This window comes from Streptomyces sp. NPDC048637, from assembly GCF_040650675.1.
Classification (GTDB): Bacteria; Actinomycetota; Actinomycetes; order Streptomycetales; family Streptomycetaceae; genus Streptomyces.
In genome coordinates this window covers 111,810-124,792 of the sequence record NZ_JBEZHQ010000006.1, presented here as the reverse complement: position 1 = coordinate 124,792, position 12,983 = coordinate 111,810, and the positions used below count along the sequence as shown (strand labels likewise).

The following is a 12,983-nucleotide window of genomic DNA, read 5'->3' as shown; positions in this document are numbered from 1 at the left end:
GGGGCACGGCGCCGCGCGACGAGGGCGGTCGGGTGGACGGAAACGGGGGCACGGCGCCGCGCGACGAGGGCGGTCGGGTGGACGGAAACGGGGGCACGGCGCCGCGCGACGAGGGCGGTCGGGTGGACGGAAACGGGGGCATGGCGCCGCATGAGGAGGGCGGACGGGGGGACGGAAACGGGGGTATGGGGCCGCGCGACGACAGTGCGCTGCTGACCATCGGCGCGTTCGCACGGGCCTCCCGGCTCTCGCCGAAGGCGCTGCGCCTCTACGACCACCTCGGCCTGCTGCCCCCGGACCATGTCGACCCGCACAGCGGCTACCGCCACTACGCCCCGGCCCAGTTGGAGCGGGCCCGGCTGGTGGCCTGGCTGCGCCGGCTCGGTATGCCGCTGGCCCGCATCCGTGAGGTGTGCGAGCTGACACCGGACGCGGCGGCCGTGGCGGTCGCCGCGTACTGGGCGCGGGTCGAGGCCGACACCGCGGCCCGCCGGGACCTGGCCGCCTTCCTCGTCGATCAGCTGGAGAGGAAGAACACCGCCATGACCACACCACGCACCCCCATGACGACGCGCTACGCCGCCCTGACCGACCAGGGTCTGGTGCGCCCGTTCCACCAGGACGCCGCCCATGCCGGACCGCGGCTGCTGGCCGTGGCCGACGGCTACGGCCCAGACGGCGGCCCGGCCGCGACGGCCGCGATCGAGGCGCTCAAGGGCCTGGAAGAACAGGACCTGACCTCGGCGGACCTGCTGGGTGCCCTGGAGGAGGCGGCCCGCCGCGCCCACCGTGCCGCCCCGGCAGGGGACGGGGCGAGCGGCAGCACCCTTACCGCGCTGCTCCGCTCCGGCACCCAGCTGGCGCTGCTGCACATCGGGGACTCACGCGCCTACGTCCTGCGCGACTCCGGCCTCTTCCGGATCACCCACGACCACAGCCTGGTCCAGTCGCTGATCGACGAGGGCCGGCTCACCCCCGAGGAGGCGGCCTCGCATCCGCAGCGCACACTACTGCTGCGGTCGCTCGACGGGGCCGCCGAGTTCGCCCCCGACCTGCAACTCCTGGAGGCCCGGCCCGGGGAGCGCTATCTGCTGTGCACCGACGGCCTGACCCGGGTGGTGCCGGCCGAGTCCATCCAGCAGGTGCTGTCCGCGGCCGACGGCCCCGACCAGGCCGTACGCGAACTGATCGCGCTGGCCCGCGAGGCGGGGGCGCCGGACAACGTGGCGTGTGCGGTGGCGGAGATGACGGCGGCCTAGATGACGGCGGCCTAGGGGAGACACCGCCCCCTGGGCAGAACATGGCGCAGCGGCCGGTGTTCCGGGCCGGCCGCCGCACTCTCCTTTCGGCCGGGGTGGGGGAGGTGGCCGATCACGCCATTGCGTCGGAGCGCTCGGCCAGGCCGCGCAAATCAGGTGACGCCGCGCGCCCAGCCATCAGCACCAGTTCACGAATGACCGCACGTGCAGCGTTGTGGTTGCGCACCACGTCGGGGGCTACCTGCTCTGCCCTGAGCAGCGAATCGAGGGCGTCACCGAACTGCCTCCGCTGTGCATGGGCCCGTCCCACGTCCATCAGGAGCCGGGCCCGCCGCTCTGCGGACAGCTCTTCTGTGTCCAGTTCCTTGGCGATGTCGAGCGCTTCCCCGGCATCTCCGAGGTCAACAGCGGTGGACACCGCCTGAACCTCGACATTTGTTGGGCAGAACTCCAGATTGAAGTCGTTCCGCCCTCCGCCGACCCGTTCGGCCACGGCGCGGGCCTTGGCGATCTGCTCACGGGCAGCCGCCCGGTCTCCCGCCCGGGCATGTACCAGTGCCAATGCGAGATGAAGCGAGCCGAGAACCGACAGCTCTTCCGCGCCCGTCGACTCCGGCTCGGCATGCTGTGCAAGAGCGTTGATGGCTGCGGCAGCAGCGTATTCGGCCTGATCCAGATGCTTGAGCCGGACGAAGGCGTGGACCAGACGGAAAACCCCGACGAAGACGCCGAGCTGATCACCCGCGAGCTCTGCCGCCCGGATGGCACGATCGGCAGCCACCCACGCGGCGTCAGCCTCGTTCTGACGCACGAAGGCCGCAGCCAGAGCCTGATACGTGCGGGCCAACAACCTGTGCACTTCCGCCCGGTGTGCACCGGGTGCCGTACGGGAAGCCCGCTCCAAACGGGGCACCAGCGGGCCGAGTGCCGCACTCAGCTCGGCGAACCGGCCTGCGTGTGTCAGTGCCCAGACGCGTTCGACCTCCTCACGCAGCGCAGGCAGAGCCGAGCGAGAGTCTTCCCGCGGGGCCAGCAGCACATCCAGCGCGGAGTGCCCCGAGATCACCAGGCGAGCCTGGTCCAGATCGTTCTGCGGCGCTTCTCCCGCCGACTCGGGCTCGGGCGCACTCGGGGCCTCGGGCTGCAGAATCTGAAGTGACACTCCCAGGCCGTCCGCCAGCAGGCGCAGCACATCCAGCCGGTTGACCGGCTGGATTCCCCGCTCCACCTGGGAGACCCAGCTGGCCGTACGGCCGAGCGCTGCGCCCAACTCGGTCTGCGTGAGGCCGCGTCGGCGTCGCAGTTCCGCGACCCGCACACCGAACTCCCGCCGCTTCTGCGCCGTAGTCACGGCTGTACGGCCACCTTTCCGTCAACGACGTCGAGGAAGGTCACCTCGACGCCCGTCAGGTGCCGCTCGCGCTCGGCGAGGAAGCGCCTGGTGTGCGGCTGCGCTTCGTGCACGTCGAATGCGGCACGGTCCGCGTACAGCTCGTAGAAGACGCGGACCAGCGGGTCGCCGTCCGGTACGTGGCTCACGTACGTCAGCGTGCCGGGCTCATGGGCCTTGATGCCGACCAGCGTCCGTGCGCACAGCTCATCAAAGGCAGTTGCCGCCTCCTGGTCTCTCAACGAGAAGCGAACAACCAGGCCGAATCCGTCGTTCATATGCGCCCCTTCCGGTCGCGCTCAGTCTGTCAGTCGCTGTTATGGCCCCCGCACGGTCGGCACCGCGCCGCCGCTTCAGCGGGTGGCTGGCGCGCGGCGAAAGCTGCAACGACGCTCGGACTGCCGCACCGCCAACTCGCCTTCTCGCGAGGTTGAGGAGTCCGCTCCCGTATGCCCACGCGTCATGCACCCCGAACGACGCGGGAATCGACTCACGCAACAACAACGCCAGCGCACCCTGTGGCTCGCCGCCCAAGGCATCAGCATCGGCCATTGCTGCCTTCACGGCTCGGAGATGGCCGCGTGAGGAATGGTGAAGGTGAAGAGGATCGCATCACCCGGCTCCTCCCGTGGTCAGGTCCTGAAGGGAAACCCGGCTACCTCATCACGGACCGAGCCGGTGGCTACCTGACCCGGGTCGCCGACAGGGTCGAGTCGGTGCAGCTGGAGATGGGCCACGACTTGCTGGGGCACGCGATCGAGCTGATCGACGATGCCAAGGTATGTGCCCCAGAACTCCGTTACCTGGCTGCTCGGCTGGCCGAAGCCCTGCGCGATGCGCTGCGCATCGCCGAGAGCAGAGGCGATCGGCTCCCGACGCCCGGCAGTGACGGCGACATTGCGAAAGATCAGCCCGCGGGTACCGGAGATGAGGGCACGGACTCATCCTGAGAAGGGCGGGCGGTCCCTGCCTCACCTAGGGAGGGGCCGCCCGCTTGGTCAACTGCGGTTCCCGGACCGGTCGGCGGTCCCTTCGGCAGATGGAGCTCCGGCGGGGCGGGCCAATCGGGCTCGCTCACATCGGAACTCCGATCGTGCGCGAGGAGCGAAGGGCCCGTACGCCGCCCCTACGCCAACCCCTTGAGCATCCCCTTGAAGTAGAGCTGCGGCAGCCCGTAGCGCTTGAGGTACCACATGTCGGTGCGCTCCCGGGTGGTGTCGATGAAGGGGATCGAGGGCGTGGGCTGCAGGTCGTAGTCGAACTCGGCGAGCAGCATCTTGTGCCGGGCGGTGACCAGGGGGCAGGAGGTGTAGCCGTCGTAGCGGGCGGTGGCGGGGCGCCCGCGCAGCCCGGCGAGGAGGTTGGCGACCGCGACCGGAGCCTGTTTGCGGATGGCGGCGCCCGTCTTGGACGTCGGCAGATTGGCGACATCGCCCAGCACGAACACATTCGGGAAGTCCGGGTGCTGGAGCGTTTCCCGGTCGGTCTTGACGTACCCGTACGGGGAGTCGGGGTCGGCGAGCGGGCCGTCGGCCAGCCACTGCGGGGCGCGTTGCGGCGGCACCGCGTGCAGCAGGTCGTAGTGGACGGTCTCGGTCTTGCCGGTGGTGTGATCGGTGATCACCGCCTCGCGTGCCGCGCCGTCGAGGTGGGTCATCTCCGAACTCAGCCGCACCTCGATGCCGTACCGCCGGGCCGTCTCCGTCAGCGCCCGGGAGAACACCGGCACCTTGAACATCGCGGGCTCCGGGAGCACCAGAATGGTGCGGATCGCACCCAGCACCCCGCGCTTACGCCAGTAATCCGCCGCCAGATACGCGATCTTCTGCGGGGCGCCGCCGCACTTCACCGGCCCGGACGGCATGGTGAACACCGCCGTGCCGCTCCGCATCCGGCGGATCAACTCCCAGGTCAGCGGCGCGAGATCGGGCCGGTAGTTGCTGCTCACCCCGCCGTGGCCGAGGGCCGTGGCGAGACCGGGCACCCCGTCCCAGTCGAGCTGCAGGCCCGGGGCGAGCACCAGCCGCCCGTAGGAGAGGACCCGGCCTGAGGCGGTGGTGACCGTACGGGCGGCCGGGTCGACGGCGGTGGCGCGCTCCCGCAGCCAGCGCACCCCCGGCGGCATGACGTCCGCCTGGGTGCGCAGCGAGGCGCGCAGCGGCGCCTGACCACCGCCGACCAGTGTCCACAACGGCTGGTACCAGTGCGTTTCGGAGGGCTCCAGCAGCGCGATGTTCCGGACACCGGCACGGCGTAACCGGGCGGCGACGGTGATGCCTGCGGTGCCGCCGCCGACGATGAGGACCTGGTGGTGGGACGGGGCGGCGGGTGCGGGGGCCATGTGCTCCTCCTGGAAGGTGGGTGGGAATCGAGTGGGAATCGGCTGGGAAACGGGTGAGGAACGGGTGGGTCGGTGTGCGGGACGCGGGGCTACCAGAGGCGGGGCAGTGCGGTGGCCGCCATGGTGACGGCGAGGACGGTGACCAGGCAGGCGAAGGCCGTGGCCAGGACCTCGGGGCGCAGCCGGGTGGTGAGGCGGTTGCCGAGGTTGCTGCCGACCGCCGCACAGGCCGCGAAGCCGGCCAGCAGCGGCCAGTCCAGGGCGCCGGTCCCGGCCCGGGTACCCAGAGCCGTAAGCGAGTTGATGAGGATGACGAGGAGCGAGGTGCCGATGGCGACCGGCATCTCCAGACCCAGCACGAGGGTGAGGGCCGGTACGACGACAAAGCCGCCGCCGACCCCGAAGAAGCCGGTGAGCAGTCCGACGGCGGAGGCGGTCACGGCGAAGCGGGCGGGGCGGGCGAAGCGGGTGGGGCGGGAGGGGCGCGGGGGCACACGGTGGGCGGAGGCGCCCCGTTCATCGGAGAGCGCCGGGCTCACGGCGCCCCGTAGGGGCACGGCCTCGGCGGGCGACTGTGGGGACGGCGGGTTCGTGGGTTTCTGTGAGGGTGGTGGGTTCGTGGGTCCCTGTGAGGGCGGCGTGTTCCCAGGTTCCTGTGAGGGCGGCGGGTTCGCGGGTCCGTGTGAGGACGGCGTTTCCCCCGGCTCCTGTGAGGACAGCGTTTCCTCCGGCTCCTGTGAGGGCGGCGTGTTCCCAGGTTCCTGTGAGGACGGCGTCTCCGCGGGCTCCGGTAAGGACACCGTCTCTGCGGGCCCCCGTAGGGACACCGTCTCTGCGGGCCCCCGTAAGGGCACGGCCTCCGGGGAGCTCCGTAACGGTGTGCCCTCCGACGGGTCCCGTGGGTCCCGTGGGTCCCGTAAGGGACGGATGCCCGCCGCCCGCCGCTCGTGCCGCCCCCGTGCCACCAGCATCGCCGCGACCACGAGCAGCAGACCCGCGAACGCCGCCATCAGCACCGTGGGGTCCAGGGCCGCGCTCCACCGGGAGCCGAGATAGCTGCCCGCCGTACCCAGCGCCCCGAACGCCGCACCCGCCGCCCACCGGACCCGACCGGCCCGGCCATGGCACAGCAGTCCGGTCACCGCGCCGACCGTGACGACGACCAAGGCCCCTGCGGTCGCCTCGTGCGGCGACTGCCCCAGCAGATAGACCAGCGCCGGCACCGCCAGCACCGAACCACCGCCGCCGAGTGCGCCCAGCAGCAGACCGATCAGCAGCCCGCACGGCAGGACCGTCAGGGCTACGAGGACGGACACGAGGCCCGCGGCGCAAGGGCAACCGCCCGGCTGTCGTCGGACCACTCCGCGACGAACGTGAACCGGTCGCCGCGTACCACCGTCTCGCGCCACTCCACCGGCCGCTCGCCGGCCTGCCCGAGCCGCTCGATGGCGAACGCCGCCTCCCGGTCGGCCAGCCCCAGCAGCCACGCCTGCCGGATGTCCGGCAGGAACGGCTGGATCCGCTCCTGGCCACCGGTGACCTTCACCCCGCAGCGCCGCGTCAGCTCGCCGTAGAGCGAGGTGTGCCCGAAGTCGGCTTCCAGCAGCGGCTCGGCGGCCTCGGCGGGCAGATACGCGGTGTCGTGCGCGAGCGGTTCGCCATCCGCGAGCCGCAGCCGCTCCAATACGACCAGCGGCGCCTCCGGGACCAGCCCCAGATGCCCGGCGATCGTCCCGTCCGCGGTCCGCTCCAGCCGCAGCACCTCACTGCGCTGCTCGACCCCCTGGCCCTCCAGCTCGCGGAAGAGGCTGTAGAGCGAGCCCAGCGGCTGCTGTATGCGGCGGGTGTCCAGCCGGCTCGTCCGGCCGCGTTCGGCGATCACCAGGCCGTCGGCGCGCAGTTTGCGCAGCGCCTCCCGGACGGTGTGCCGGCTGACCTCGTACTCGCCGGTGAGCCGGTGCTCGGCCGGGAACTCCGCACGGAACGCGCCGGCTTCCATCCGGCGGCGCAGATCGGCGGAGAGCTGCGCCCACAAGGGCAGCGGCGAGCGCCGGTCCAGGGGACGCGGGCCGTGCGCGCCGTGCGGCGGCTCGGTCATCATGGTGGATTCCTCCGCGGGCGTACGGGGGGTGCAGTGGTGATACCGGAGCACTGGATCCGGGCCGGCATCAAGTGATGCACGATCAGCTGATGCAGAATCAACTGACGGATATCCAGATGTCCCGGGTGTCCTGGCGTTCCGATGTTGAGGAGTCCAGGTGTTGAGGTGTCCAGGTGTCTTACGAGGTGACGGGTCGTCCGGGCCTGCCCGGGTTGTCGCCCGCCATCCGGCTACCTAATGTACGTACATCCGTGCATCCGCACAACGCACCCTGCCCGAACGGGCCCCGGCCGCCGCGCACGGGCCCCGCGCACCCCTGGAGGCCGACCGTGCACTTCGCGCAGTACTACCTCGACTGCCTCTCCCAGGCGTCGTATCTGATCGGCGACAAGACCACCGGACGCGCCGTCCTCGTCGACCCGCGCCGCGACATCGACGACTACCTGCACGACGCGGAAGCCGTCGGCCTGCGGATCGAACTCGTCATCGAGACGCACATTCACGCCGACTTCCTCTCCGGCCATCTCGAACTCGCGCGGGCCACCGGTGCCACCATCGCCTTCGGGGAGGCCGCCGAAACCGGCTTCCCCATACGGCGGTTACGGGACGGCGAGCGCATCTCGCTCGGGGCGGACGACGGCCAGGGGGTCACCCTCACCGTGCTCGCCACCCCCGGCCACACCCTCGAATCCATCTGCCTGGTCCTGCGCGAACACCCCGACGACGACGTGCCGTTCGGCGTGCTCACCGGCGACACCCTCTTCGTCGGCGACGTCGGCCGCCCCGACCTGCTCTCCGCCGCCGGGCACACCCCGCAGGACATGGCCGCCCGTCTGCACCGCTCCCTGCACACCAAACTCATGACCCTCCCGGACGCGACCCGGGTCTTTCCCGCACACGGCGCCGGCTCCGCCTGCGGGCGCAGCCTCTCCAGCGAGACCAGCTCCACCATCGGCGATCAGCGCCGGTTCAACTACGCCCTCCAGCCCATGCCGGAGGCCGACTTCGTCCGCCTGGTCACCGCGGGGCAGCCCACCACCCCCGGCTACTTCGCACACGACGCGGCTCTCAACCGCGACGGCCACCCCCTCCTGGAGCCCGGACCGCCGCCCGCCCTCACCCTGGACGAGGCCCTCGCGGCCCGCGACCGGCAAGGCGCCGTCCTCCTCGACTGCCGCCCGCTGGCCGCCTACACCCGCGCACATCTGACCGGCTCGCTCCACACGAGCCTGGACACCCGGTTCGCGGAGTACGCCGGCAGCGTGGTCGCCCCGGGCACCCCAATCGTGCTGCTCGCCGACCCCGGCACGGAACAGGAGGCCCGCCTCCGCCTCGCCCGCATCGGCTACGACCACGTCCTCGGCCATCTGCCCGACCCGGCCGCCGTACTGGACCGCATGCCCGCGCTCAGCCGCAGTAGCCGACGCATCCACCATGAGGAACTCGCGCTGCAAGAGCCTGGGTTGGCCCAAACGGCACCGGGCGAGGCGGTCGGAACGAGCGACACCGAGCCGCCCGATGCCCAGCCCTTCGGCGCCCATCAGGCCGACGCCATGCCGGCCGGTGCCGTGCCAACCGACATCACGCCGGCCGATGCCGTGCCGGCCGATGCCGTGCCGGCCGATGCCGTGCCGGCTGACGCCGAGTCGGCCGACGTCACACCGCCCGACCTCCAGCTGATCGACGTCCGCAACCCGTCCGAGTACGAGGCGGGCGCCCTCCCCGGTGCCCGCAACATCCCCCTGGCCGGCCTGCCCCACCGCATCGCCGAACTGGACCCGGCCCACCCGGTGGTCCTGTATTGCCGCAGCGGCAACCGGTCAGTGATCGCGGCAGCGCTGCTGGAGTCGCGCGGGTTCGCGGAGGTCTGCGATGTGATCGGGGGATATGAGGCGGTGGGGGCGGGGACGGGCGTGCAGTAGGGCGCACGGAGCCGGTGGGCCCGTTCACGGGCATGACTGCCTCACTCGCAGTGGTCCGCATCGCGTTGGTCTACGTCGCCTTGGTCTGCCTGGGGTCGGTCCGCTCGGCGTTGTCCCGCTTCGCTTCGGTCCACTCGGCGTCGGTCCGCCCGCTGTCGGTTCGCCCGGCGTCGGTCCGCTTCGCGTCGCCCTGCCCGGCGGCGCCAGGTTGAGTGCGAAGGAGTCCAGTGGGACGCCGAACGCGCCGATGGCGACGGCGGCCAGCGCCCAACGGGCCTGTGGGTCCAGGTGGGGGTGTGGTTCGGGTTTTGGCATGACGGTCACCGGGCCGCCTCTCATGGATCCGCCTCTCGCGTTGCGGAGGAAAACGGGAAAGGAGGGGGAGAGGGGGATGGATTGCACCGGAAGGGGGCAGGAACCCGGGAGCGGATTGCCCGCACGGCCGGGAGGCCGGAGCAATGAGCCGGGGGCGGCCAGGGCGGTGACCGAAGGGCCCCGCAGCGATCTGCTGCCGCGTGGGTGCGGGAAGGGGCGGCGCGGCCCCGTACAGCGGACGTTCAACGATCGTTGATCGGTGATCTCCATGCTGAACCGCATGTTGCGCCGTGTGACTTCAATGCATGCAGATGACGCCCGCGAAGAGCAAGAGCCGGAAGCGTCGCGGATCGCCCTCACCTGGACCGGGGAGCCCGGACGTCAGGAGGAGCTGACGCACGGCATGCTCCTTGACCAGGCCGAGCGCGCCGCCGCCGTGCTCCGCCGGCTCGGCGTGCAGGCCGGTGACCGGGTCGCGGTGCATCTGCCGCTGGTTCCCGAGTCGGTGATCGCCACGCTCGCCTGCGGACGGCTGGATGCGATACGTGCCACGCTGCCGGTCTCGCTGACGGTGCCCGAACTGGTCGCGCGGACCCGTGAGTCCTCGGCCCGGGTGCTGATCACGGCCGATGCGGCGTTCTGGGACGGGGCCGTACGACCGGTGAAGGCGCTGCTCGACCATGCGCTGGCGCGCGGCGCGGCCTCGGGCGGCGCCGTGGACCGGACCGTCCTGGTGGTGAACCGGTGCTCGCGGCCGGTCTCCTGGAAGCCGGGGCGCGACCTGTGGTGGCACGAGGCACTCGGCATACCGTCCGCACCCCACTGACGGCCCGACGGCCCCGAGCAAGCCGGCCTCCCGCAAGCAAGGGCGGCCTCCGCGCCAGTAAGCAGGCGCGGCCTCCCCTCCAGCGAGCACCCCGCACCCCCTGAAATGGCCCGGTCTCTCCCCTGAAACGGCGCGGCCTCTCTCACTGAAGAGACGCGGGCCGCACCTCCTGACGAGATTCATGGCCTCACCCACCGGCAAGGCGAGGGTCAGCCCGCACCTGCCGGCGAGGCACTGCCTCATGCACCGGCGAGGCGTGGCTCAGCTCTCACGCACCGGTGGGGCACAGCCTCATGCACCGGCGAGGCGTGGCTCAGCCCTCACGCACCGGTGGGGGACAGCCTTATGTACCGGCGAGGCGTGGCACAGCCCTCATGCACCGGTGGGTCATGTACCGGAGGCGGGCACAGCCCTCACGCACCGGCGGAGCGAGGCACAGCCCTCACCCACTCAGGTCACCAAACGGGCCATTCGCCTCATCCGCGCCTAGCGTGGAGCACGTGTCACAGCCACCAGATGCCCACCCGCCTCGGGCCGCGGCTCCGAGGGCAATCGTGGCACCGGCCCGGCCGAGCCCACCCGCGCCCCGCGCGACACCAGTGCCTCGGTGGGGCTGCACTCTTCCAGCTGTCGTCCGTGCCCTGGGCACCCACATGCTGCGGAACTTCACTCGCTCCTCCCCTCCCCCCACCCCCACCTCCCGAGCGGAAAGGCTGCTGCCCCATGGCTCGTCATGAGTACGCACACCCCCGCCACCCCCTGCCCGGCAGCGACCGCAACAGGCCTCTCAGGCGCAGCTGCGGCTCCCAGGGCCCGCCGACCCGGCCCCAAGAAGGCCACCGCCCGCACCCCATACCGACCCACGACAAGGGCCGCTAGGGCAGGAGGCGTTCACCTCCTCACCCGCTCACACCGCTTTGCCGGACGACTTTCTCCTGCTCATGGCGGTGTGGGGGCGGTCCAGCAGACGACTTTTATTGCGTCGTGCTCCCGACACCCGGCCGGTACGTTTCCCGCTATGACGTCAACGCTGCGCCTGGAGAAGGTCACACCGGACAACGTCGAGGCCGCATGCCGGCTGAAGGTGCGACCTGACCAGGAAGGGCTGGTGGCGCCGGTGGTGCGGTCGCTGGCCGAGGCGTATGCGCAACCCGAGGTCGCCTGGCCTCGGTTGATCTTGGACGGTGAGCAACTCGTGGGCTTCGTCATGGGTTTCTTCCTGGTGCGATTCGACCCTGACAACCCGGAGGACCGGCTGCGCTCCGGGATCTGGCGACTGAACATCGCCGCCGAACATCAGGGCCGTGGGTATGGCCGGTTCGCCGTGGAGTCCGTGTGTGCAGAGGTCCGAAGGCGGGGGCGGGGGCGGGGGCGGGGGCAGGGTCGGGTGACGGTGAGCTGGGTTCCGGGTGAGCACGGGCCGGAGCGGTTCTACCTCGGGCTCGGATTCCGTCCGACCGGGGAGATGAGCGGCGATCAGGTCGTCGGCGAGCTGGCCCTGACCGGCGCGGCCTGAGAGCGAACCACCGCCCACCGCACCCGACCAGGCACCCCTGGTTGCCCACCACGGCCCACCGCACCCGACCGGGCACCCCTGGTTGCCCAGCGCCGCCCTCCGTGGCCATTGATATCCCGCCGATATGGCCTACGGTCGGCAATGAAACGATGGAGGAATGACGACAAAGCCCGAAGAATCCTCGGAGTGTCGGCCTGCGGTTCCCGAGCGCTGGCCGGAGGGGGAATCCCTGCATGCTGAGCTCCTCGCGGCGAAGACGTTGGTTTACGACCCCTGTGGGTTCACCTGCTCACGGCCGATCCCCGAAGCGGAGAGCGCCGAGTACGCGGCACATGAGTTCACTCTCGACGGCTCCTCCGTCAGGTTTCGGGTTGCCAAGACCACCCCGACGAAGGTCGGCCAGTTCGTCACGGTGTGGAAGCGGAGCCCCGGCGGGCCGATTCAGCCGTTCGACTCCGAGGATCCGGTAGATCTCTTCGTCATCAGCACCCGCGAGGGCCACCACTTCGGGCACTTCGTCTTTCCGCGCGAGGTGCTCTGTGCACGAGGCATCGTTTCCAGGAATGGCTCCGGCGGCAAGCGGGCTTTCCGCATCTACCCGCCGTGGGTGGAGACCACCAATCGGCAGGCCCGCACCACACAGGCGTGGCAGGCGGACCACTTCCTGCAGATCCCTGAGGACGGGCCCCTCGACATGGCCCGCGCCCAGGCGCTCCATCACCCGTGACCGACGGGGCCCTACCCCCCCCCGTGGCCGACGGGCCCTAACACCCCCTATGACCGTCGGACCCTGCCCCCATGACCGTCAGACCCTGCCACCACGCGGGACCGTGTGGCCCCCATGGACGGGCAGCTGCCACGCTCCCACTCCGCGCCCGCGACCCCTCCCCACTCCGCGCCCGCGACCCCTCCCCGCTCCGCGCCCGCTCCCCCTCCCGCGCTCGTCCAGGGACGCTACGGCCGAAAGGGGGCTGTGGGCCCACGCTGAGCGGTGACCGCTCCCGGCCCGCCCGTACTCTGGAGAGGTGAGCACCACCCCCGAACCCGAGTCGGCCCCCGCGCATCAGGACGCCTCCGACGCCGAGCAGGCCCCCGCCCCCGCGCCCCCGCCCGCTGCGCGCCCGGTGGCGCCCAGGCCCGCGGCGAAGCTGATCTTCGACGACCCGCTGAGCCAGCAGTCCTCGGACGACACCGACCGTGGCTGGGGCGAGCGCCCGGCGAGTGGTGACAGCGCCGCCGACCTCGCCCGCTTCCTCGACGAAAAGCCGCCCCACCACCTCTGAGCGAGGCGAGGGGGCGGCGTCTGCCGGCCG

At 71.4% G+C, this 12,983-nt stretch carries 12 protein-coding genes; 7 read left to right on the top strand and 5 right to left on the bottom strand.

What is annotated here, in order from left to right; translation table 11 throughout:
• The first annotated feature begins 185 nt into the window (after positions 1–185).
• Positions 186–1,259: a MerR family transcriptional regulator gene (locus AB0C46_RS11455; RefSeq protein ID WP_362827692.1), complete on the top strand. Its 1,074-nt coding sequence runs from the start codon at positions 186–188 to the stop codon at positions 1,257–1,259.
• 112 nt (positions 1,260–1,371) lie between these two features.
• On the opposite strand, the gene AB0C46_RS11450 is transcribed toward AB0C46_RS11455, so the two are convergent.
• Together AB0C46_RS11450 and AB0C46_RS11445 are read right to left on the bottom strand one after the other, a co-directional pair.
• Positions 1,372–2,610 (bottom strand): helix-turn-helix transcriptional regulator, encoded by a 1,239-nt coding sequence (locus AB0C46_RS11450; RefSeq protein ID WP_362827575.1) that lies wholly within the window; start codon positions 2,608–2,610, stop codon positions 1,372–1,374.
• Positions 2,607–2,927 (bottom strand): antibiotic biosynthesis monooxygenase, encoded by a 321-nt coding sequence (locus AB0C46_RS11445; protein ID WP_362827574.1) that lies wholly within the window; start codon positions 2,925–2,927, stop codon positions 2,607–2,609. Before AB0C46_RS11445 ends, AB0C46_RS11450 begins: the two co-directional genes overlap by 4 nt.
• Positions 2,928–3,230: 303 nt before the next feature.
• Here AB0C46_RS11445 and AB0C46_RS11440 point away from each other — a divergent pair, with 303 nt between their 5' ends.
• A complete protein-coding gene (locus AB0C46_RS11440) occupies positions 3,231–3,599 on the top strand; it encodes a hypothetical protein (protein ID WP_362827573.1) in 369 nt (122 codons plus the stop codon).
• A 176-nt stretch (positions 3,600–3,775) separates the two neighbouring features.
• On the opposite strand, the gene AB0C46_RS11435 is transcribed toward AB0C46_RS11440, so the two are convergent.
• From AB0C46_RS11435 to AB0C46_RS11425, 3 genes are all read right to left on the bottom strand, one after another.
• Positions 3,776–4,990: an FAD/NAD(P)-binding oxidoreductase gene (locus AB0C46_RS11435; protein WP_362827572.1), complete on the bottom strand. Its 1,215-nt coding sequence runs from the start codon at positions 4,988–4,990 to the stop codon at positions 3,776–3,778.
• 89 nt (positions 4,991–5,079) lie between these two features.
• On the bottom strand, positions 5,080–6,306 hold the full coding sequence (locus AB0C46_RS11430) for a TSUP family transporter (RefSeq protein WP_362827571.1): 1,227 nt from the start codon (positions 6,304–6,306) through the stop codon (positions 5,080–5,082).
• Positions 6,291–7,091 carry a GntR family transcriptional regulator gene (locus tag AB0C46_RS11425; RefSeq protein ID WP_362827570.1) on the bottom strand — a complete coding sequence of 267 codons (801 nt, stop codon included), beginning with the start codon at positions 7,089–7,091 and terminating at the stop codon, positions 6,291–6,293. The genes AB0C46_RS11430 and AB0C46_RS11425 overlap by 16 nt, the downstream gene beginning before the upstream one ends.
• A 329-nt stretch (positions 7,092–7,420) precedes the next feature.
• Between AB0C46_RS11425 and AB0C46_RS11420 the strand changes: the two genes are divergently transcribed.
• The 5 genes from AB0C46_RS11420 to AB0C46_RS11400 all read left to right on the top strand — a co-directional run bounded on the left by AB0C46_RS11420 (position 7,421) and on the right by AB0C46_RS11400 (position 12,953).
• Positions 7,421–9,013, top strand: coding sequence for a rhodanese-like domain-containing protein (locus AB0C46_RS11420; RefSeq protein WP_362827569.1), 1,593 nt, complete (start codon positions 7,421–7,423; stop codon positions 9,011–9,013).
• A 616-nt stretch (positions 9,014–9,629) separates the two neighbouring features.
• On the top strand, positions 9,630–10,154 hold the full coding sequence (locus AB0C46_RS11415) for an AMP-binding protein (protein WP_362827691.1): 525 nt from the start codon (positions 9,630–9,632) through the stop codon (positions 10,152–10,154).
• 1,018 nt (positions 10,155–11,172) lie between these two features.
• Positions 11,173–11,670, top strand: a complete 498-nt coding sequence (locus AB0C46_RS11410) for a GNAT family N-acetyltransferase (protein ID WP_362827568.1) — start codon at positions 11,173–11,175, stop codon at positions 11,668–11,670.
• A gap of 157 nt (positions 11,671–11,827) precedes the next feature.
• On the top strand, positions 11,828–12,397 hold the full coding sequence (locus AB0C46_RS11405; RefSeq protein WP_362827567.1) for a MepB family protein: 570 nt from the start codon (positions 11,828–11,830) through the stop codon (positions 12,395–12,397).
• A 298-nt stretch (positions 12,398–12,695) separates the two neighbouring features.
• Complete coding sequence (locus tag AB0C46_RS11400) at positions 12,696–12,953, top strand: hypothetical protein (protein ID WP_362827566.1); 258 nt, start codon at positions 12,696–12,698, stop codon at positions 12,951–12,953.
• Positions 12,954–12,983: the final 30 nt, after the last annotated feature.

Coding starts and splice junctions, on each gene's coding strand:
- AB0C46_RS11415 (WP_362827691.1), top strand. CDS start 9,630: ATGCATGCAGATGACGCCCGCGAAGAGCAAGAGCCGGAAGCGTCGCGG.
- AB0C46_RS11405 (WP_362827567.1), top strand. CDS start 11,828: ATGACGACAAAGCCCGAAGAATCCTCGGAGTGTCGGCCTGCGGTTCCC.
- AB0C46_RS11425 (WP_362827570.1), bottom strand. CDS start 7,091: ATGATGACCGAGCCGCCGCACGGCGCGCACGGCCCGCGTCCCCTGGAC.
- AB0C46_RS11435 (WP_362827572.1), bottom strand. CDS start 4,990: ATGGCCCCCGCACCCGCCGCCCCGTCCCACCACCAGGTCCTCATCGTC.
- AB0C46_RS11445 (WP_362827574.1), bottom strand. CDS start 2,927: ATGAACGACGGATTCGGCCTGGTTGTTCGCTTCTCGTTGAGAGACCAG.
- AB0C46_RS11410 (WP_362827568.1), top strand. CDS start 11,173: ATGACGTCAACGCTGCGCCTGGAGAAGGTCACACCGGACAACGTCGAG.
- AB0C46_RS11455 (WP_362827692.1), top strand. CDS start 186: ATGGGGCCGCGCGACGACAGTGCGCTGCTGACCATCGGCGCGTTCGCA.